Below are 21,203 nucleotides of genomic sequence, written 5' to 3' on the forward strand. Positions count from 1 at the left end.
AGTCTCCTTCGGGGCGATGAAGTCAGGGCGAGTGTCCAGCAATATATTGCATGTCGACGGCTGCCAGCATGAATAAACTGCAAGTCGTCCATGAGCGCGCTTCACCCCGTCATCGCCTCGTACCGCCGACCCGCTACTTGCCCTTTTTCGCGCGTGCCTGCATCGCCTTTCCCGCCTTCGCGCGTTGCGCGTCGACCAGTTTCACGAATGCGTCGGCGACCGCGTTGCCGCTCGCGTTCCACGCCAGCCGCACGGAACGGTGCAGCCTGGGCGACAACGCCAGCACCCGGCCGCCGAACCGTGTATAGGTGAGCGTGATGCGCGGGACGATCGACACGCCCATTCCCGCCTCCGCCATCGACAGAATGGTCCGCATCTCGACCACGTTGAACGCGGCGCGAAGCGATGCACCGTTGCGCGCGAAGTAATCCGCGATGACCGGCCCGCACCCCGCCTTCGAAAAAATGAACGGCATCGTGGACAACCGTTTCGCGGACACGCTCTCGCGGCCGTCGAACATGCCGTCCGCCGCCACCGCGACGAAGTCCTCGTCGAGCAACGGCAGGTGGTGCGCGAAGGTCTTCGTGCCGGCGACCACGCCGATGTCGGCGGTGCCGTCGTCGAGCCATCCTTCGACTTCCGCGTCGGTGCCTTCGAGCAGTACCGCCGTCACGCCCTCGTGCGCCTCCTTCAACGCCTCGAGCGCGGGGACGACGAACGCGAGCGAGACGCTCGGCAGCGACGCCACCACCAGCCGCCCTTCGAGCTTGCCGCGCGCCAGGCCGAACTGCTGGCGCAGTGTCTGCGCTTCCCGGACGACGTTCTGCACGTACGGCCACAGGCGTTCTCCGGCAGCGGTCAGGACGACCGGCTGGCGGTCGCGCAACAGCAGCTTGACCTCGGTGATGTCCTCCAGTTCGGTCAACGCGTGGCTGATCGCGGATTGACTGCGACTGAGCCGGTCGGCCGCGGCCGTCAGCGAGCCGAGTTCGACCACGGCAGCCAGGGCCTGCAACTGCGCAAGCGTCATCTCGCCTCCTTGTAGCGGTGCATGTATTTTTCACATGATAGAGCGACGCATCATGAATTGGATTGAACCGGGGGCAGCGCTTCGATGGCGCGCCATCCCGTGACCGCGCCCGATGCCCGCGCCGCGCTCGGGCAAGATTCAGCCTCGAATCATGTCGAATGCCGTCGCCGGACACGCGCAGACAACGACCGCCTCGCGCCCGCCCGTCCAAGCGCCGTCCGCTGCACCTTCAGCTCCGATCCCCAAGACGCGTTAGACTGTCCCGATGGAACAATGCCGTTATTGCCAGAGAATCCGCGATGAATGGGATTGCCACGGGGACGAATGCCGCCGGGCAATCGCGAAGGCACTGCGCCGGCAGCGCGCGGGCCTGCCGATGGTGCCCGATCGCATCCGCAACGAGCTGCCGTCCGGCGCGCCCACCCAGCAGGTGATCGCGGTTCTGTCGCGCCAGCGCCTGCGGGCGCGCCGCGGCAACGAGGAACGCCGCGAGCGCAAGGAAATCGACGACGACGGCGTCTGATCCGGCAACGCCCTCCCCCCGCCTGCCGACCCACCTGCCGGCGCCCCGCCACCGGGCGTTCGCCCGTGCGCGGTGTCTCGCCGCCCTCGCCCGCCGTCAGTTTGCAATTCCCGCAACGCGCAATGGGGACCGATCGATTCCATGTTGGAATTGTTGCCTCACCGGCAATGATCTTTCGCTGGAATCCACGTTTACCCTAGATCCACCGACGCCTACGATGTAATCAATCGCTTACGACATGGTGTCGCCGGCGAACCCAATAGAACATCGGAGGTCATCATGAAATCGCTCGTTTCCGCAGTCGTCGCCGCTGTCGCCCTGTCCGCTTCGTTCGGCGCCTTCGCCCAAAGCACCGTGACGCGCGCCCAGGTGCGCAACGAACTCGTCCAGCTCGAAAACACCGGCTACAAGCCGAGCCAGTCGAGCCCGTACTACCCGGCCGACATCCAGGCCGCGCAAGCGCGCGCGCACGCTGCCGACAACAGCGGCTACGGCGCGCAGCCGGCCCCGGTGGTCCAGGGCGGCGCACCGGCGGTCAAGGTGCGCAACGCGCGCGACTCGGTCTACTTCGGCCACTAAGTCCGCCGCCGCGCGCATCGCGCGCGGTCCGCCCGGATCCAGCGAGCCCGTCCCGTGACGGGCTCGCCGCGTTTTTGCCGCGCGCCGGGCCGGCCTGCCGTCAGCGGCTGCCCTCCGCCGCCACGCGGCCGCCGTCGTCCGTGGCGATACCGCCACCCAGCAGTTCCTGGTAACGCACGCACGCGCGCTGCGCGGCCCCCTTCGCCGCGTACATCGCCGCGTCGGCCTTGACCAGCAGTTCCTCGGCCGACGCGCCATCCGCCGGATATTCGCTGACGCCGATGCTCGCGCCCACGGCCAGGTGCCGGTCGCCGAATTCCAGTTCCTCGGCCATCACGATCTGGATACGCGACGCGATATCGCCGATCACCGCGGGCGATCGCACGTCCGAAATCAGCACGATGAATTCGTCGCCGCCGAGCCGCGCGGCCATGTCGCCGCTGCGCAGCGCGAGGCTCAGCCGTTTCGCGACCGCGACGAGCGTGCGATCGCCGGCCGCGTGCCCGTGCTGGTCGTTGATCTGCTTGAAGCGGTCGAGATCGACGAACATCACCGCCAGGCCCTCGCGCACCGCGGCCGCATGCCGGATCGCGGCATCGAGATGCTCCATGAACAACAGGCGGTTCGGCAAGCCGGTCAGCGGGTCGTGACCGGCGAGGTGCGCAAGCTCCAGCTGCTTCGCGCGCAGCATCGCGACCTGCGTGCGGATCTCGACGCGCATGCTGTCGAAACAGCGCGCCAGCACGCCGATCTCGTCGGCCCGCGCGACGGGCAACCGTTCGGCGGCCGGATCGTCGAACACGTGGGTCGCCGCGCGCGCGAGCATCTGCAACGGCCGCGTGATCGCGCTCGCAAACAGGATCGCGAGAATCACCGCCGCCACGCTCATCAAAAGCACCATCCGGATGATCCGCTCGCCGAGAATCCCGGCCGGCGCCAGCACGTCCGAGAGCGGACGCGCCATGCCGAGCACCACGAAGCGGTTGCCCTCGTTGTTGCCGAACGGCGTGCGCACGAACGCGAACATCTGGCCCGGTGCGGCGTCGGGCTGCGCGAGACCGTTGAGCGCCACGTTCGTGCGCGCGCCGACGAACAACAGCCGCGTGTCGGGGAAGCTGTCCTGCATCAGCACGCGGCGCCCGCGATCGAAGCCGAAGATCTGCGACGGATCGGGGTGCACGAGGAAATCGCCCCATTTGTTCGCGAGATACACCACGTAGTCTGGCGGCAGATCGCGTTCGAGCCGGTCGAACATGCGCGTCAGCTCGACGTCGACGACCAGCGCGCCGACGACCCGGCCGCCTTCGTCGACCACCGGCGTGCCCACGTGCAGGATCGGCAGCCCTTCGGCCGCATGCGAGCCGGTCTCGTGATTGATCGCGATCGGCGACAGGTAGATATGACCGGGCGCCGTCGCAAGCGTATCGAATACGTAGGGAAACTGCCCTTTTTCCTGGAACGCACTCTCAGGCAACACGACGATGCCGTGCGCGTCGCGATCGACGCGGATCCGCTCGAGCCCGAAATCCCCGCGCGCGATCAGCCGGATCTGCAGGTACTCGGGGTGGTTCTTCATGAAGCTGTAATACACCTGTTCGAGCCGCGTGCGCGGCGCGCGATCGGTGCCTTCGCCGCCCACGACAGACGCCGAAGCCGGCAATTGCGCGAGCACGAGCACATCGTCGGCCACGTCGGACAGCGCGGTCGTGAAGCGCTGTCCGAGCAAGTGCGTCGACATCAGCAGGCTGTGCTGCGCTTCCTGCACGAGCATCGTCCGGTTCGCGCGGTAGGTGTAGTAGCCGGTCGTGCCGGACGCGATCACGCCGATGCACGCGAACAGCATCGACAGCTTCCACGTGAGCCCGAGCCTGATCATTTTTCGAACCGCTCCGGCCGGTCGCCCGACACGATGCGGCTCCATAGCGACTCACGCCGCGCGATGTCCTCGACCGGCTGGATCCAGACGAGGTGCTGGTGACCGGCCTCGAGACCGGGTGGCGGTTTGAGCGTATTCGCGAGCCCCTGGCGTTCGGTCAGCAGCACGCCGATCGCCGGTTCGAGCATGTAGTTGATCCATGCGAACGCCAGTTCGCGATGCTCCGCGCCGCGCGTGACGCCCCAGCAGTCGAGCCACGCGAGCGCACCTTCGTCCGGAATCACGTAGCCGACATCCGCACCGGCGCGACGCAGTTGTTCGACCTGCTGCGTGCCATAGTTGCCGAACATCAGCGCCGCGCGATGCTGGACGAACAGCGTGGTCGCCTCTTCCGGAAGCGTGTAATACGTGAGCAGGTTGCGCCGCAGTTCGACCAGCTTGTGCGCGACGGCAAGCGTTTGTGCGGGCGACAGGTGAAACGGGTCGGAATAGCCGAGCGCGAGCGCGGTGAACGAAAAATTATGCTGCGCGCTGTTGAAGTCGAGCACCTTGCCGCGGTAACGCGGATTCCAGAGTTCCACCATCGAGTGCGGCGCGACCGGCACCTGCTTGCGATCGTAGATCAGTCCCATCGACGAATACGTGAACGGAATCGCATAGGTCGAGCCGTTTCGCACGAGTCCGCCGATCGTCGCGAGCTGCTGGAAATTCGGCAGTTGCCGCCGACGGTTGGGGACCTGCGACAGGTCGATCGGCGTGAGCAGGCCGTCGCTCGCATAGCGCTGGATCTCGGCCGTGTTGGCCGCAAGCACGTCGTATGGTGGCGGCGACGCGCTGTGCATCCGCGTCCACAACGCTTCGTCGGAATCGACGAAGGTCACTTCGACGTGCACATGAAAGTGCGTCTCAAATGCATTGACGACATCGTTGTCCGCGTAGCCGGGCCATGCAAGGACACGCAGTATGTTGTCGCTGACGGTCTCGGGGGAAGCGGCGCAGGCAGGCAGGCCCTGCCAGCCCAGCGTCAAGACGACAAGCCACCGGCATGCCGCGCGGCGCGCACGCCGGCACGCGCCGATTCCCCTGATCAATCGGTCCTCGTCCGAATTCCCCGTATGCATTCGACTGTCCTTTTTTTAGTCGATGCTTGATCGTGCAACAAGACCACAAAAAATATCGCCGCGCAATTGGAACAAGCCGCACGCGCACTGCATCCGCTCATGCGGCGCACGTCATCCGTGGACGCGTGCGATCGCATGTCGCCGCACGCGCGCGAACCCGGCCACGCGAACGGAGAATCATCAGGTGAAAGGCAAGACTCGACGTGTGCCGGTGCCGGTTCCGCTGCAGCCACGGGCCACGGCTGCATGTACTGCGCATGCATGCGGTGTGTTCGGTGTGTTCGGTGTGTTCGGTGTGTTCGGTGTGTTCGGTGTGTTCGGTGTGTTCGGTGTGTTCGGTGTGTTCGGTGTGTTCGGTGCGTTCAGTGCGTTCAGTGCGTTCAGTGCGTTCGGTGCGTTCGGTGCGTTCGGTGCGTTCGGCGCGTTCGGTACGTTCGGCGACGCGGGTCATCCGTCGCGTCGTATCGCCACCTCCGCATGCCTGCGCGTCGCGCCATCGCATGCGCATCCGCGCCACGCCGGCGTGAACGCCGCGATCACGCGCGACGGATGCGCACGCATCGGCATCGCCACGACAGCGCGACCGGCCGCGGCCGTCGCGCTTTCCTTTTCGGGCCGCTCGTCGGACAATGACGCACGCCCGCCGGCGCGGCGCCGCATCGGCCCCGCGCGAGCGGCACCAAGCATGCCCCGCCCGCGCCGATGAAACGCTACGAAACCCTCGCCCAGACGATCGCCGACGAAATCCGCAATGGCAACCTCGCGGTCGGCACGCGCCTGCCGTCGCTGCGGCAGATCATCGCGCAGCATGGCGTGAGCCAGTCGACGGTGTTTCGCGCGTACTACCTGCTCGAACAGTGGGGGCTGATCCGCGCACGCGAGCGTTCCGGCTATTACGTCGCGCCGGGCGCGGGCCCGGCGGCGAACCCGCCCGCGAAACGCCGCGCGAGCCGCGCCGGCGCCACGCGCAAGGTCGACATCAGCGACCTCGTGTTCTCGGTGCTCGACGCCGCGACGCAGCCCGGCATCGTGCCGCTCGGCTCCGCATTTCCCGCGCCGCAGCTGTTTCCGCTGCCGCGCCTCGCGAAATCGCTCGCGCAGGCGACGCGGCTCGTCAGCCCGTGGAGCACGGTCGTCGACCTGCCGCCCGGCAGCGAGGCGCTGCGCCAGCAGATCGCACGGCGCTATCTGGCAACGGGTGTCGCGCAGCCCGTCGACGAGATCGTCGTCACCAACGGTGCGCTCGAAGCGCTGAACCTGTGCCTGATGGCCGTCACGCGGCCCGGCGACGTCGTCGCGGTCGAGTCGCCCGGTTTCTATGCGGCGCTGCAGGCGATCGAGCGGCTCGACCTGCGCGCGGTCGAGATTCCCGTCGATCGACGCACGGGCCTCGATCTCGATGCGCTCGCGAACGCGCTCGACCGGCACGACATCCGCGCGTGCTGGTTCATGACCAATTTCCAGAATCCGACCGGCGTCACGCTGTCGCTCGACAAGAAGCGCGCGCTCGTCGAGCTGCTGGCCGCACGCGAGGTGCCGCTGATCGAGGACGATGTATACGGCGAGCTGCATTTCGGCCCCGACTACCCGCTGCCCGCGCGCGCATTCGACCGGCACGGCCTCGTGATGCATTGCAGTTCGTTCTCGAAGACGCTCGCGCCCGGCTACCGGATCGGCTGGGCCGCCGCCGGCCGGTTCGCGGAGAAGGTGCAGCGGCTCAAGCTGATGACCACGCTGTCGGCGAGCATTCCCGCGCAGGCCGGCATCGCGAACTATCTGGAGCACGGCGGCTACGATCGTCACTTGCGCAAGCTGCGCGGCACACTGCAGGCGCAGCTCGCGCGCATGGACGACGCGCTGCGGCGCTGGCTGCCGCCCGGCGTCGAGTGGGTGCGGCCGGACGGCGGGTATTTCCTGTGGCTGTCGTTTCCCGACGCGATCGACGCGATGGAACTGCACCGCCAGGCGATCGCGCGCGGCATCAGCTTCGCACCGGGGCCGCTGTTCTCGGCCGCGCACGGCTTCGAGCACTGCGTGCGCGTGAACTTCGGCCATCCGTGGAGCCGCGACATCGAGCGCGCGATCCGCGTGCTCGGCGAACTGGTCGCCGGGCCGGCGGTACGCAAGTCAGGCTGATCGCGCCTCGTGCGCACGCTGCGCGCCGCCCGCATCACGTCCATGCAGCGAAGCTGCGCGCGGGTTACATTGCTGATCCCGCCGCTCCTTCACGATTGCCCATGAGCCAACTGCCCTACCTCGATCACGACGCGTTGCTGAAACTGGTGGCCGAAGCGGCACACGTCGCGCAGCCGTGTACGTGCACGAGAACATCGCTCGCCGGCTGGACGACCCTGCCGCTGTCGCTGCAGGACACGCAACTGACCGAAGTGGCCACGCTTGCGCCGCCCGGCGAGGCCGAGCCGAGCTTCGACGAATATCATCCGGCCGGCACGCGCTATGCGTCGGACGACGCGCCGATCGCGCCGCGCCACTTTCCGTACAACCGCTGCAACGTCAGCCGCTGCGTATCGTGCGGCCGGCTTTATCTGCGCTATCAGGAAGGCGGCGGCTACTTCATCGACCAGCGCATCCGCGCGCTCGATCCGGCGTTGATCGTCGACGCGCCGGCGCAAGCCTGAACCCGACGCGGGGCATGCGCAACGCATGCCCCGGCGCACACCGGCGCACACCGGCGCACACCGGCGCGCCCCGCCGATCTGCTGCGCCCTTTCCATTCCGATCTGCGCCGTTTCCGCTCCGATCTGCTGCGCCCTTTCCGTTCCGATCTGCTGCTTGTCCCGCCGCCCCGCGTTCCCTACGCTGTCCCTGTTGCCCGACACCCGTCGCAACGTCCCCTCCCGAGCGGCGCGCGCTCCTGCGCCGCCGCTCCTCTCGCGTATCACGTCATGTACCGATATACCGAATTCGACCGGGCGCTCGTGCACAGTCGCGCCGCCCAGTTCCGCGACCAGCTCGAACGCTGGCAGCACGGAACGCTGAGCGAGGATGCGTTCCGGCCGTTGCGCCTGCAGAACGGCTGGTACGTGCAGCGCCATGCGCCGATGCTGCGCGTGGCCGTGCCGTACGGCGAACTGTCGAGCGCGCAGCTGCGCGTGCTCGCCCGGATCGCACGCGACTACGACGTGCCCGACGACGCCACCTACCGCGCCGCCTGCGACGCGCAGGCGCTGCTCGGCACGCTGCGCCTGCCGACCCGCAACGCGCACTTCACGACCCGCACCAACGTGCAGTTCAACTGGATTCCGCTCGCGAAGGCGGCCGACGTGATGGACCTGCTCGCGACCGTCGACATGCACGGGATCCAGACGAGCGGCAATTGCATCCGCAACATTTCGTGCGACGAGCGCGCGGGCGTCGCGCCGGACGAGATCGCCGATCCGCGCCCGTTCGCCGAAGTGATGCGCCAGTGGACGACCCTTCATCCGGAATTCGCGTTCCTGCCGCGCAAGTTCAAGATCGCGATCACCGGCGCGGCCGAGGACCGCGCTGCGACCGACTGGCACGACGTCGGGCTGAAACTCGTGCGCAACGACGCGGGCGAACTCGGCTTTCGCGTGAGCGCCGGCGGCGGCATGGGCCGCACGCCGCTGATCGCGACGCTGCTGCGCGCGTTCCTGCCGTGGCAGCAGGTGATGAACTACATCGAGGCGATCGTCCGCGTGTACAACCGCTACGGGCGGCGCGACAACAAGTACAAGGCGCGCATCAAGATCCTCGTGAAGAGCGAGGGACAGCGCTATATCGACGATGTCGAGGAAGAATTCCGCCAGATCGTCGAGCATGACGGCGGCCCGCACACGATCCCGCAGGCCGAGTTCGACCGCATCGCGGCATCGTTCGTGCCGCCGCGCCTCGCGCCCCGCACGCTCGACCTGCAGGACGTCGAAGCGCGCATGTCCGCGCACGCCAGCCGCCATCCGGCCTTCGCGCGCTGGCTCGCGCGCAATGTCGCAGCACATCGCGACCCGGCGCTGCGTATCGTCACGCTGTCGTTCAAGCGCCGCCTGCAGGCGCCCGGCGACGCGTCGCCCGAGCAGCTCGACGCGCTCGCCGAACTCGCCGAGCGCTTCTCGGCCGGCGAGGCACGCGTCACGCATACGCAGAACGTGGTGCTGCCGTGGGTGCACGTCGACGACCTGTTCCTGCTGTGGGAGCATGCGCGCGCGATCGGTCTTGCCAGCGCGAACGTCGGACTCCTGACCGATATGATCGCGTGCCCGGGCGGCGATTTCTGCGCGCTCGCGAACGCGCGCTCGATCCCGATCGCCGATGCGATCGCCGAGCGGTTCCAGGATCTCGACATGCTGCACGACGTCGGCGACATCGACCTGCACATCAGCGGCTGCATCAACTCCTGCGGCCATCATCACAGCGGGCACATCGGCATCCTCGGCGTCGACAAGGACGGCGCCGAGTGGTACCAGGTGACGCTCGGCGGCTCGGATGGCTCGAGCGCGAGCGGCCCCGCGCGACCGGGCAAGGTGATCGGCCCGTCGTTCTCGGCGGACGAGATCGTCGATGTCGTCGACGCGCTCGTCAACGTCTATCTCGACGCACGGCTCGACGCCGACGGCCGCAGCGAACGATTCATCGACACGGTGCGCCGCATCGGCGCCGAGCCCTTCAAGGCCGCGGCCAACGATGCCCGTGACCAGGCGGAGCACGCATGAAACCGGGCGACGAAACAGTGAACGCAAACGCACGCATCCGGCTGCTGACGCCGGCCGAACACGCCGACGATACGAACGCGCCGGACACCGCGACACGCACGACCCTGGCGATCGGCAACGACGAGGAGCTGCGGCCGCTCGCCGCACGCATCGCGCAGGCCGCGCGCATCGACCTGCACTTCCCGTCCTTCACCGACGGCCGCGCATACAGCCAGGCGTATCTGCTGCGCAAGCGCTTCGGCTTCGCCGGCGACCTGCGCGCGACGGGCGACGTGCTGGTCGATCAGTTGCTGTTGATGGAGCGCACCGGGTTTTCGAGCGCGGTGCTCGGCGCCGATGTCGATCTGGCCGCCGCGCGCCGGCAGCTCGACCGGTTTCCCGGCTTCTATCAGCGCGATGCGAGAACGGCGGCGCCGCGGCAGGACGCGGCGACGCAAGTCGAGACGCAAGCCGGGAAATGAAAACGGGCGGCCCGCAGGCCGCCCGTCCGATGAACCGCAAGCGCCGCGCCCGCCGCGCAGCGGGCGCCGGCGTTCAGCGCGCCGCCACCGGCTTGCCGAACGCGCCGAGGATCTTCTTCTCGAGCGCAATGTAGTCGTGGCCGAAGTGGTGGTCGCCCCCCGTCTTGATCACGTCGGCACCGGTATTCGCGAGCGCCGGACACATCGTGTCCGTTTCTTCCGCGCCGTAGAAGCACTGCACGAGCCGCGGCGGCACCTTCGCGATTTCCGGCGCGACCTTCATCGCCTTGTCGCTCGCCGGCATCCCGAGCCAGCCCGTCACGCGGATCTGGAAATCCGCCGCCGGCGCGAAGCCGAGCAGCGACATCACCGCCACCTTGTCGCGCAGGTCGGCCGGCAGCCGGTTGTACGCGAACGGCATCACGTCCGCGCCGAACGAATAGCCGACCAGCGCCACGCGGTTCGCATGCCAGCGCGCCATGTAGGTGCGCATCACGCGCGCCAGGTCGCGGCTCACCTGTGCGGGCGGCTTCTCGCTCCAGAAGTAGCGCAGGCTGTCGATGCCGACCACCGCCACGCCGTCGCGCTGCAGCGCCTCGGCAATCGTCTTGTCGAGATCGCGCCAGCCGCCGTCGCCCGAGATCACGATCGCGAGGCGGTCGCTGCCGCCCTTGGCCGGCAGCTCGACGAGCGGCAGGTCCGACACGTCGAGCTCGTCGGTGCTGCTGGTGTCGTGCAGGTGCGACGTGACGAGCGACACGAGCTTCGCAGTGTCGCCGGCCGCGGCCGTTTCGACGAAACCCGGCATCGCGCGGCGCACGATCGTCGGATCGGGCGGGCACGGCTTGAAGCGCGCATCGAGCTTCGCCGCCGGCGCGACCGACGCGACACCGGCGATCGTGTTCTCCGGCGCCATCGACAGGATCTGTTTCGCGATCGCGCCGCCCTGGCCCACGCCCGCGACGATCGGCGTGTAGTAACGCGCCGATTGCGCGAGGCGTTCGAGCTGGTGGCTGACCGCTTCGGCATCGCCGTCGAGGTGGTGACAGGTTTCCTGCTTCGCGGCGAGGTTCGCCGCATAGCGCTCCGAATCCACCCCGACCGTCATCGCGCCCGCTTTCGCGAGGGCGTCGGCCGCCTGCTGGTCGGCGGCGCCCCAGCCCCGCCCGCGCGAGAACAGCACGACGAAGCCGCGCAGCGGGCCGCCCGGCTTCGTCACGGTCACGGGGCCGTAGCGGCCGCCCGACACGGTTTCCGGTTTCGCCGCGGCCGGCGCTGCGAACGCCGCGCCGGCCAGCATCATTCCCGCGCAGGCGGCTGCCGCCCGCGCGATACCCTTCTTCAACATCATGAACGCCGACCTCCAGCCAGCAGGGACAGATCCGCGAGCGTGACGAACACGCCGACCGAGCCCGAGGCCGCGAGATAGCGCGGCTCCCAGTGCGGCTCGAACTTGCTCTTGAATGCACGCAAGCCACGGAAGTTGTAGAAGCGGCCGCCGAAGCGCCAGACCATCAGCCCGAACCGGTGCCACGGCGACGGCATCTTCGCCGCCCCCATCCCCGAGAACGGCGCGATGCCCAGGCTCAGCTTGCGGAACCCCGCTTCCTTCAGATGCAGCGCGAGCTGCGTAAACAGATACTCCATCGCATACGGCGACGCGTCCGGCAGATGACGCATCACGCCGACCGTCGCCTCGGTGTTGAGGTCGGTCGTCATGAACGTGACGAACGCGATCGGCTTGTCGGCCTGGCGCACGAGCATCACCGACTGCGTCGCGAGATAGCCGTCGTGGAACGCGGCCACCGAGAAGCTCTTCTCGCGCGCGTCGCGGCTGTCGAGCCAGCCGTCGGAGATGTCGCGCAGCGACGGCAGCGCGGCCGGCACGTCGGGCGGCGCGATCACCTCGACCGTCAGCGCGTCCTTGTCGCCGCGGCGCAGCGCATAGCGCAGGTGCGACCGGTTCGAACCCTTCAGGTCGAACCGGTCGAGCGCGATATGCGCTTCCTCGCCGAGCTTCATCAGCGTGAGCCCCGCGTCGAGATACAGCGGCAGCGCGTTCGCGCGCACCTGGTAGAACGCCGCGCGGCCGCTGTGCGCGTGCGCCAGCGCGATGAACTTGCCGATCAGCGCCGGCCATTCCTCGCGCGGGCCGACCGGATCGTGCAGCGCGGCCCACGTGCGACCGTTCTTCGCATACATCAGGAACGCGCGGCGCGATTCGGAGAACAGGAACGACTTGTCGCCCATCAGCGCGAGGCCCGCATCGCTGCACTCCTGCGCGCGGATGATCTGCTCCGCGTCGATCAGGTCCTGCTCAGCGGGCTTCACGAAACGCCCGGGCGCCGGCCGCAGCAGTTGCCACAGCGCGAACATCGCGACGAACACACCGGCCGCCAGCGTCGCGCGCAGCGCCCGCGGCGCGCGCTCGTCGAACGCGAAATGCGACCACAGATCGCGCGTGTAAGGCACGTCGCGGAACGCGAAGCACAGCACCCACACGGCGAGCACGAGCACCATCGTCACCGACACGAACCAGCTCACCGTGAAGCGCTCGGCGAGCAGCGACGAATGCCGGTTGAAGCGGCGGCGGCTGACGAGCAGCAGCACCAGCAGCGCGCCGAGCACGCCGGCCTCGACGAACGCGAGGCCCTTGGCCAGCGACAGCGCGAGGCTCGCGAGCGTCAGCGCGAAGGTCATCCACCATGCACCGTCGAGCCGGCGCAGCAGCCCGCGCGCGACGAACAGCAACGCGACGCCCAGCACGCTGCAGATCACCTGCGAGCCTTCGAGCACCCACAGCGGCACGATGTTGCGCAGGATCGCGATCCGGTGCCAGAACGCGGGCGTCGCGCTCGAGATCACCAGCATCCCGCCGACCGCGAAGGTCACGAGGCTCAGGAACAGCGGCGCCAGCTGCGACACGCGCGCGGCCTGCCGCGTCACGAGCCGGCGGCGCAGCGCGCGGCCCTCGAAGCCGGCCAGCAGGCCGGCCGACAGCACGAGCGGCACGCCGAAGTAGATCGCGCGATAGGCGATCAGCGCGGCGACCATCGTGTGCGCCGGCACTTCGCGGCCCAGCGTGAAGACCATCGCGGCCTCGAACACGCCGATCCCGCCGGGCGTATGGCCGATCATCCCGAGCAGCAGCGCGGCCGCGTACACGGTGATGAAAGTCGGCAAGCCGACTGGCGCGGCCGGCAGCAGCACCCACAGCGTCAGGCCCGCGGCCACGACGTCGAGCACCGCATAGACGACCTGGGCGACGAGGTCGCGCCGCGCCGGCACGTCGAACGCGAGCCATTTGAAGCGCGTGACGACCGGGCGCGCGGCGTTGCCGCACAGCATCGTCATGACGGCCAGCACCACGAGCAGCGCGGCGCCGCTCCACGTCAGCACGCCGGGTGCGACATGCAGCATCGCGGCGAGCGTCTGCGGCACGCAGACCATGCCGACCGCCGTCATCAGCACCAGTGCGAGCGCGAGCGTGCCGCTGGTGAAGACGGTCATCCGGCCGATCTGCGCGGGTGTGACGCCCGACACGCCGTACACGCGCGCGCGCACGGCGCCGCCCGTCAGCGCGCCGAAACCGGTCGCATTGCCGAGGGCGGAGCCGGCGATCGCGCCGATCCACAGCGCGGCGCGCGGCACTTTCGCGGCGACGTAGCGCAGGCCGACCGCATCGCGGGCGACGAGCGCGAGATAGCTGAGGGCCGTCGCGGCAAGCGACGCGCCCCACTCGCCCGCGGACAGGTGGCGCAGTTGGCGGATCACCGACCGGTAGTCGACGGATTCGGACAGGTGCTGGAACACCACGATCAGCAGCAGGCCGATGCCGAGCGCGAGCAGCGGCGACAGCACGCGCTCGTTGCGGATCAGCGTCGCGACACGGGCGATCGCCGCCGCGGCACGGCCGGGCTGGCCAGGGTGGCGGGAAGACATAGAGTGTTCAGTGGTGGTGCGTAGCTTGTCGCGGCGCAGGGTGGCCTCGCGGCGACGAATCTGGTTGTTCTGCGTGGGCGGTCGGCCGGAAGAAAAGGCAGGGAGCGCCTGAATCAGAACTTACAAGTATACGGGTCTTATATTACAAAATCTTTCAGGTTCGCATTGTGCGGATTTGTGGCTGGCCGGCGCGTGAACTTCACATAAAAATCGTGCGGCCGACAAACGCACGGTGCGCATCATACCGGGAACGCAGGCGGTTTTTTCATCGGATGAATGACTTGTGATGCATTTGGGAGAAATCTGCCGTACGGGGCGCCGCGACGAGCACGAATCCGCAAGCCCGAGCGGGCCCACTTGAATGGGGTCAAATACCTTCAAGGAAGCGGATCATATTTTTCCGGCACTCCGCTGCTCCCGTGTGCAGGGAGGCCGGGGCGACTCGATATCAAGCAGATAGGCTAACCATGATGGCCGCGGCTCAACGCGCCAAGTCGTCGGCAGACGAAACGGGGCGCTCGCCACGGCCTGGCGCAGTGCTTACCGTTTCAGTCGCACGACATACAAACCGGGAGCGTTCGGATAGACGCTCAGGCTGAAATTGGGTGGAGTCGAAATGAGGCTCCCCTGGATTGCCGGCTTGTACGTGACCGTTCCACTCGATACGTCTGCCAGCTCGACAACCGGCGGGAACGGATCTGGAATGAGGTTCGACGTGAAGTTCAGGGTCAGTTTCCGGTCTGGCATTTCGTAGAAACCGCCATACGTCTTGATCTCGTAGATCACATCGGCCTGCACGCCTGCTGGAACCGGATCGGGCTTGCCCAGACACACCGTCCCGTCGCGGACCACGCCGTCCTGCGGTGTCTTGAACGTATACGTCGCCACGCCGTCGTCGGTCGCGAGCGTCATGGTTGCATTCGGGATCGTGCTCTTCGTCACCTGTATCGATTTGTAGCCACTCGGACACTTGAACGTTGCGGCTTGATCGGTCGACGTGGAATCCGTCACCGCACCGGTCGAGCCGTTATTGCTGTTGCCGGTGTTACCGGTTGCCGTGGTGCCGCTACCGTCACCATCGCCACCGCCACATCCCGCCAGCAGTACCGCCACTCCGATCGCGGTTGCCACACACAGTCGATTCATTTTCATTTCCTTCTCCTTTATTTGTTAAATACTGCTAATTACTGCTGTTGCATGCCCCGCTTGATCGATTCAGGTCGTTCCCCTCTTGGCGGGCTACGCCCGCGTTCCGTCACATAACCGTCGCCGTCAAAACTGCGCCGTCAGCTGGAAACCGAGCGTCACGCGCGACGTCGGGAAACCCGACGGCTTGTAGACCGGCGTGCCCGCGAACAGGTCGTACGCGTAAGCGCCGAATCGCGTACCGACGCTTCCCTTCACGCCGATCACGGCGCCGGCCAATTGCGTGCCGACCAGCGCGACGGGCTGCGGCCCCCACACGCGACCATAATCGAGCCCTGCATACACCGCCTGCCCCGTCTGCCCGATCGGCATCTGCAACTCGTTGCGCCAGTAGAAGCCGCGCGCAGTTGCCAGCATCGTCTCGCCGTCGAAACCGCGCACCGTGTAGCGGCTGCCAATCGTCAGGTCGTCGATGTAGTACAGCGTATTGCTCGTGTATTGGCCGTGGAAGGTGCCGACATAACGGAACGGCTGTTTCGCAATGGCGAACGGCACCTGCAGGTTCGCGTCGAGCACGGCCATCCGGTAGCGGTAGGTCGGGCCGCCTTCGGCCGCCAGGATGTCGTCCTGTGCGCCGAATGCGCCGATCCCCTGCCGGTACGCGAGCATTCCGTCGAACTGCGCGCCGCCGAAGTAATGACGATCGGTCAGGCCGATTTCGACGAACGTGTTGTTGCGGCGTTGCTGCGGGATTTCCGTGTCTTCGACGAAGCTCTGGCCGAAGCGGCGCGACAGCCGGAATTGCGCGCCGAACACGTCGTTCTGGCTGCGCAGCAGCACGCGGTTCAGCTTGAAGTCGACGGTTTTCGAGTTGCCGCTCGCGACGAAGGTCTGGTTCACGCCGGCGATCTGCTGGTAGTAGGTGTTCGTGTACGCCGACAGTGTCGCGGTCCAATAGCCCCACGGAATCGAGTAGAAGCCGTTCCAGCCGTGCGAGCCGAGACGCTTGTCGCCCAGTTCGAGATCCTGGCTCACGCCGATGTTGAAGATGTCGTTCAGGCCGAGCGGGTTGTCGATGCCGACCGACAGGTTGCCTTGCAGGCGGCCGGTGGCGCGCGTACCGGAATTATCGATCGAAGCGGCGACGGTCCAGGGTTTACCGCGTTTTACATCGAGCACGACGTCGCTTTCGCCCGGCGTGTCGGCAGGGACGATCTGCATCGAGACATCCTGGCTCGAGACGCGCTTCATTTGCTCGAGGCCTTGCTCGAGATCGCGCAGGTTCAGGAGGTCGCCGTCGCGGGTCGGGAAGGCGGTTTTCCAGGTGCCGCGGCGTTTTTCGTCCGCGAAGCGGACGTAACGGATGACGCCGGGAATCAACGCCAGCTTGAGCGTGCCTGCGGACAGATCCTGCTCGGGCAGAAGCACGCGCGTCGTGATGTAGCCACGCGCCAGGATCGCCTGGGACAGCCCTTTCACGAGCACGTCGAGGCCCTGCTTGCCAACGCACTGACCTTCGTAGTGACCGAGCCACTCGCGCGCGAAGGCGAAGCGATCCATCGGCAACGCTGACGCGCCCTGGTCTTTCACCGTGTCAGGCAGCGAATCGGGTACATCGAGCGTAAAACGGTCGATGCGAAAACATGGCGTTTCGGACGGCAATGACGGGAACGCGACACGCTCGGTCACCGATGAACGAACCGCAGGTGCAGAAACGGTTCTTTCGCGTTCGCGTGCTTCTTCCTGCTCGCGAGCGCGCTGATCGTTGCTCGCGGGTAGCGTGCCTGACAAAGCGGATTGCGCCGCTGCTCCGGCCGATGCGAGCAGTAACGAAGCTGCGACGAGGTTGCCCCTCCGGATTTTTTTCTTCATGGATTGCTGGTTTCTCTGGATTACGCGTACCGCGTGATCATCCAAACGCCGATAAGGATCACGAATGCGCCGGCCGCCTGCATTGGCCGCAAAAGATGCTCATGCATCGCCGTGAACGACAGGACGATGAGCATGGAGATCGCCACCATGGTGGGATAGGCGATGCCGAGGGTTGTCTTGCGCAATGCGGCCGCGTAAAGCAAGAACCCGACGCCGTAAGCGGCAACAGCGGCACCTCGTGCAATCCATGGCAGTACGTTCGACTCGCCAGGTGCGATTTCCTTGAGCGCAGCAACCCTGAGCAATACGCTGGCGAGGCCGCCGAACACGCCACTCGCGGCAACGATCAGCCAGTTCATCGCGCCGCCTCCGCTGCCATCACGATATCCGGCCGACCATTGGGCGAGACACGACTATCACCCGATGCATCTGCACTCGTGCTGAAAATTGCGTTGAACCGGTTCGCGCCGTGCAGCGCAATCAACACGATCGCGGGAAACACGATAGAGAAATTGCGCGCCTCGTCCCGATAGCCGAAAAAGAAGAACAGCACCAGCACGGGCAGGAATGCCGCAAAGAAATAGCTTCGGAAGCGCGTCGGCGTCGCTCGCCAGGCCGCCCGAAAGAACACGGCAAGCGGCACGAGCATCAGCGGATTTTCCAGGCTCGGCGTGAAGATGCCTTTGCCGATGAGGTTGTAGAAGGACAGATAGGATTTCGGATTCACCCAGAACTTCAGGTTGTCCCACACGTGATATTCGACGAATCCGCCGGCATTTTCACTGTATCCGCTCATGATGAACTGCCGGGTCGCTATGCAGATCCCGAGTTGCAGGACGAGCCACACAACGCGCTTCGACATTGCGACGTCCAGCTCGTGCAACAGGAACAACGCGAGCGGTACGAGAAAGAAGGTTTCCTTGTTCAGGGAGAAGACCGCAATCATCAGCGTGCATGCCAGCATTCGCTTCTTGAGCAGCAAGTAGCACGCACCCAGCACGCCGAGCAGTTCAAAGAAATCGTAGTAGTAGCCGCCCTGCTGAAACGTCAACGGATAGACGAAACTGAACGCGGCCAGAAATCCGACGGAATGCCCGAAGCCGAGTCCGTGCAGCCTGGCCAGCTTATAGATCAGCAGAAGCGCAAAGAGGGTCGACAGCACGATCGCGGTGTACGTCAGGTGATAAACGAGCGCCGTGACAGGCGTCCAGTATTCTTCCGGAACGCTCGTGAAATAGGCGTTGCGCAGCGAGTCATGTCGTTTGATCGATTTGAACAACTTGTCCTGTCTTGCCTGGTCAAGCTGCTCGGCAATCCACTTGGCGGCACTCGGAAACGACGACCGGTAGACATAAGGTTTCGGTGCATTGCCGTTCATCATGCCGACGAGGCTGTAGCTCGTTGCAAAGTCGCCCTTCTGATCATCCCGGAAACCCCATTTCAACAGCATGCTGTTCGTGATGTTTCCGGCGCACACGAACAGCAGCACGTAGACGATGGCGAAACGGCAGAAGGCTCGCACCCGGTTTTGGTTCTTTTCCGTCATGAGGTTGTCGCCGCTTACGGCGCCGGCAGGAAGTGAGCGGCCAGCACGATCGTCACCATGACGCAAAGCATGACGACGCTGCCGCGGTTTTCGAGGATATGAACGATCGGATCGTCGTGCATCGCGCCGCGCACCGTGGTGATCCAGAGTCGCCCGAACAGGTAGATCAGGCCGATCTGCACGAACCAGAGCAAGTGCGGAATCGCGTAGCGTGCGGCGGTTTCGGGGGCGTTGATGAAGAGGCCGAACACGACCACTGAGGCAAGCGATGCGCCGATACCGAACGGCCAGAGCACTTCGAGATCGCCCACGCGGTAATCGCGGCCTGCCGACACGCGTTTGTTGTGCTGACGCAAAAGCACCAGTTCGGAGCAGCGCTTTACAAGCGCGAGGCTCAGGAACGCAAATACGGAAAACGCGAGCAACCAGCGGCTGACCGTGATTTCCGCAGCGACGGCTCCGGCGATGATTCGATACGTGTACAGCAACGACAAAACGACGACATCGAGCAGAACGATCGATTTCAGGCGCCAACTGTATGCGGTCGTGAGCAGCAGATAGAGCGCAAACATGCCGGCAAATTCGGGCGACACCACGAATGCCAGCGCAAACGCCAGAGTCAGCAGCAGTGCCGCGCAACCGAGCCCCTGCACAATCGACAGCGTGCCACTTGCGAATGCGCGGTTGCACTTACGAGGGTGTCGGCGATCGTTGTCCAAATCCCAGAGATCGTTGCCGATGTAGGTGGCCGACGCGCCAAGCGACATCGACAGGAAGGCTAGTGCGAGTGTGGCAACCTTGTCGGTGTCGAGGAACGCAAATGCAGTCAGCAGCGGAACGAACAGCAACAGGTTCTTCAGCCACTGGTGGACACGCAGCGCTTTGCACCATGTGGCGAAGCCTGCGCGCTCGTTCGAAAACTCTCGCTCAACCGGAACGCGATTACGGACATGCACCGCAACACCATGCGTAACGCCGGCCAGGACCGCACCCTTCGCGCCTGCCCATATCGGCAGATCGGCTTTGCTGTCACCCGCATAGACGAAGTCGTCGCCGACCAGCCGGCGAATGCCGGCCAGTTTGGTCGCACCCTTGAGATTCGTGTTGCCGGTAGTTGCGATGACCAAATCGAACAGACCGAGATGCGCATTTACCTGCTCGGCGATCGAACGATGCGCGGCAGTTGCGAGCACGATCTTGCGGCCGCTTTCGCGTTCGCTCTCGAGATAGTCGACAAGCGGTTCGCGATACGGGAGTGTCTCAGCTCGAAAATCGGCGTGTTCTGCCACTTTCGCCTTGAATGAGGCGCGCCCGCCGGTGAACCAGAATGGCAATCGCAGCAGGTAGGCAGGATTACGCCTGACGACGCGGATCACGGATTCCATAAGGGTGTCCGATGTCGTCAGCGTGCCATCGAGGTCGACGACAAGCGGCGGTTTTTGGGTCTCTCGCATTTTTTTCTTCATTCAGTCAGTGTCGACACCGATTTCTCAATTCACCGTCGCTCACACTTTTCTATCTAGCGCCGGAGAAACAATGCTCACACAAAGCACCTGTGCCGAGCATTTAACATCCAATAGACATGTCCACCCTGACCAATCCAACCAATTCAAGCGGGGCATGACTCAGAAAATCCACATCCCATTATCCAGCCCCACATCACTCTCCGGAGTGCATTCTCGAACATATTTATAATTTCAACTCGTGTTTCGGAAATTGATTTCCATAATTTCGAGCAACAACAACCCGCCTCACCACTCATCATGCAACCCCCTCAAAACCCACAACAATTTTGCGCCCGAAACCAATCTACTTGGATCCGAGTTTTTCTCATGTCGATCATCCATCTCGCCTACGCAACTCCTTGCGAGCTCGACACAGAACGTAAAGTGATGTTTTTATCACCCCCCCAGCGTCACAACATAAACTTTCATCACCCGCCCATATCGCCATATTTTCAACAAGCACCACAAACCATCACACCAGCCACTCAAACCTTATAATACAATGCCCGCAAAATCTCACAAAACTGGCGATTCACGCCTTGATTGAGTGCATCCCAAGAATTCAAACCCAACGATTGCAATATTTGGTCCATATCTGGAGTCGAACTGAAATATAGAATATTCCATACCATCTCGGCATCCATGTTTTTTTCTTTATCACCAAAATTCAGCAACTCCCTCAATACAATCTCACCGATTTCACCTGATATCTCCTTTCGATTCACACATTCCAGCAAACCCACTCGAACGTTAATGCACAGAAACTCAACAACGGCGGCCTTCCACCTCTCAGGACTCGAACCAAACTGACCACCAAACACACGCGGAAGCGTCGCATTAGGAGAAAAATCATCAAGCCCGGATACGATAAGCTGCTTCTGGTAAGCTATTTCTGAGAATTCATTCATGGC

The 21,203-nt window shown here is 65.1% G+C and carries 18 protein-coding genes; 7 read left to right on the forward strand and 11 right to left on the reverse strand.

All coding sequences use genetic code 11. The features are described from left to right. Positions 1-133 precede the first annotated feature (133 nt). Positions 134-1,030 carry a LysR family transcriptional regulator gene (locus U4Y91_RS20295; protein ID WP_321806570.1) on the reverse strand — a complete coding sequence of 299 codons (897 nt, stop codon included), beginning with the start codon at positions 1,028-1,030 and terminating at the stop codon, positions 134-136. Positions 1,031-1,295: 265 nt separating this feature from the next. Between U4Y91_RS20295 and U4Y91_RS20300 the strand changes: the two genes are divergently transcribed. Together U4Y91_RS20300 and U4Y91_RS20305 are read left to right on the forward strand one after the other, a co-directional pair. After that, positions 1,296-1,553 (forward strand): hypothetical protein, encoded by a 258-nt coding sequence (locus U4Y91_RS20300; RefSeq protein WP_006478949.1) that lies wholly within the window; start codon positions 1,296-1,298, stop codon positions 1,551-1,553. A 279-nt stretch (positions 1,554-1,832) separates the two neighbouring features. Further along, complete coding sequence (locus tag U4Y91_RS20305) at positions 1,833-2,132, forward strand: DUF4148 domain-containing protein (RefSeq protein WP_321806571.1); 300 nt, start codon at positions 1,833-1,835, stop codon at positions 2,130-2,132. 100 nt (positions 2,133-2,232) lie between these two features. Here U4Y91_RS20305 and U4Y91_RS20310 read toward each other — a convergent pair whose 3' ends face one another. Together U4Y91_RS20310 and U4Y91_RS20315 are read right to left on the reverse strand one after the other, a co-directional pair. Then, positions 2,233-4,008, reverse strand: coding sequence for a diguanylate cyclase domain-containing protein (locus U4Y91_RS20310; protein ID WP_321806572.1), 1,776 nt, complete (start codon positions 4,006-4,008; stop codon positions 2,233-2,235). Further along, positions 4,005-5,129: an extracellular solute-binding protein gene (locus U4Y91_RS20315; protein WP_321806573.1), complete on the reverse strand. Its 1,125-nt coding sequence runs from the start codon at positions 5,127-5,129 to the stop codon at positions 4,005-4,007. Before U4Y91_RS20315 ends, U4Y91_RS20310 begins: the two co-directional genes overlap by 4 nt. 184 nt (positions 5,130-5,313) lie before the next feature. On the opposite strand from U4Y91_RS20315, the gene U4Y91_RS20320 reads away from it, so the two are divergent. The 5 genes from U4Y91_RS20320 (at position 5,314) to U4Y91_RS20340 (ending at position 10,281) form a co-directional block, all read left to right on the forward strand. After that, entirely contained in the window at positions 5,314-5,835 is a 522-nt protein-coding gene (locus U4Y91_RS20320) for a hypothetical protein (protein ID WP_321806574.1), read from the forward strand. Beyond that, positions 5,832-7,265 (forward strand): PLP-dependent aminotransferase family protein, encoded by a 1,434-nt coding sequence (locus U4Y91_RS20325; protein ID WP_321806575.1) that lies wholly within the window; start codon positions 5,832-5,834, stop codon positions 7,263-7,265. Before U4Y91_RS20320 ends, U4Y91_RS20325 begins: the two co-directional genes overlap by 4 nt. Positions 7,266-7,366: 101 nt before the next feature. Beyond that, positions 7,367-7,768 carry a hypothetical protein gene (locus U4Y91_RS20330; protein ID WP_321806576.1) on the forward strand — a complete coding sequence of 134 codons (402 nt, stop codon included), beginning with the start codon at positions 7,367-7,369 and terminating at the stop codon, positions 7,766-7,768. Positions 7,769-8,035: 267 nt separating this feature from the next. After that, a complete protein-coding gene (locus U4Y91_RS20335; RefSeq protein ID WP_321806577.1) occupies positions 8,036-9,820 on the forward strand; it encodes a nitrite/sulfite reductase in 1,785 nt (594 codons plus the stop codon). Then, positions 9,817-10,281, forward strand: coding sequence for a DUF934 domain-containing protein (locus tag U4Y91_RS20340; RefSeq protein ID WP_321806578.1), 465 nt, complete (start codon positions 9,817-9,819; stop codon positions 10,279-10,281). Before U4Y91_RS20335 ends, U4Y91_RS20340 begins: the two co-directional genes overlap by 4 nt. A 73-nt stretch (positions 10,282-10,354) precedes the next feature. Here the strand turns inward: U4Y91_RS20340 and U4Y91_RS20345 are convergent, their stop codons facing one another. The 8 genes from U4Y91_RS20345 to U4Y91_RS20380 form a co-directional block, all read right to left on the reverse strand. Then, complete coding sequence (locus U4Y91_RS20345; RefSeq protein ID WP_321806579.1) at positions 10,355-11,632, reverse strand: virulence factor family protein; 1,278 nt, start codon at positions 11,630-11,632, stop codon at positions 10,355-10,357. After that, the gene (gene mprF / locus U4Y91_RS20350; RefSeq protein WP_321806580.1) at positions 11,629-14,223 is read right to left on the reverse strand and encodes a bifunctional lysylphosphatidylglycerol flippase/synthetase MprF; all 2,595 of its coding nucleotides are present in this window, start codon (positions 14,221-14,223) and stop codon (positions 11,629-11,631) included. Before mprF ends, U4Y91_RS20345 begins: the two co-directional genes overlap by 4 nt. Before the next feature lie 540 nt (positions 14,224-14,763). Continuing rightward, the gene (locus U4Y91_RS20355) at positions 14,764-15,375 is read right to left on the reverse strand and encodes a hypothetical protein (protein WP_321806581.1); all 612 of its coding nucleotides are present in this window, start codon (positions 15,373-15,375) and stop codon (positions 14,764-14,766) included. A gap of 120 nt (positions 15,376-15,495) precedes the next feature. After that, positions 15,496-17,241: a ShlB/FhaC/HecB family hemolysin secretion/activation protein gene (locus U4Y91_RS20360; protein ID WP_321806582.1), complete on the reverse strand. Its 1,746-nt coding sequence runs from the start codon at positions 17,239-17,241 to the stop codon at positions 15,496-15,498. Between the two features lie 20 nt (positions 17,242-17,261). Further along, complete coding sequence (locus U4Y91_RS20365) at positions 17,262-17,600, reverse strand: small multidrug resistance protein (RefSeq protein ID WP_321806583.1); 339 nt, start codon at positions 17,598-17,600, stop codon at positions 17,262-17,264. Beyond that, positions 17,597-18,787, reverse strand: a complete 1,191-nt coding sequence (locus tag U4Y91_RS20370) for a hypothetical protein (protein WP_321806584.1) — start codon at positions 18,785-18,787, stop codon at positions 17,597-17,599. Before U4Y91_RS20370 ends, U4Y91_RS20365 begins: the two co-directional genes overlap by 4 nt. A gap of 14 nt (positions 18,788-18,801) precedes the next feature. Next, complete coding sequence (locus U4Y91_RS20375; RefSeq protein ID WP_321806646.1) at positions 18,802-20,241, reverse strand: UbiA family prenyltransferase; 1,440 nt, start codon at positions 20,239-20,241, stop codon at positions 18,802-18,804. 536 nt (positions 20,242-20,777) lie between these two features. Continuing rightward, positions 20,778-21,200: a hypothetical protein gene (locus tag U4Y91_RS20380; RefSeq protein ID WP_321806585.1), complete on the reverse strand. Its 423-nt coding sequence runs from the start codon at positions 21,198-21,200 to the stop codon at positions 20,778-20,780. Positions 21,201-21,203: the final 3 nt, after the last annotated feature.

The organism is Burkholderia sp. BCC1993, assembly GCF_905339865.1.
Classification (GTDB): domain Bacteria; phylum Pseudomonadota; class Gammaproteobacteria; order Burkholderiales; family Burkholderiaceae; genus Burkholderia.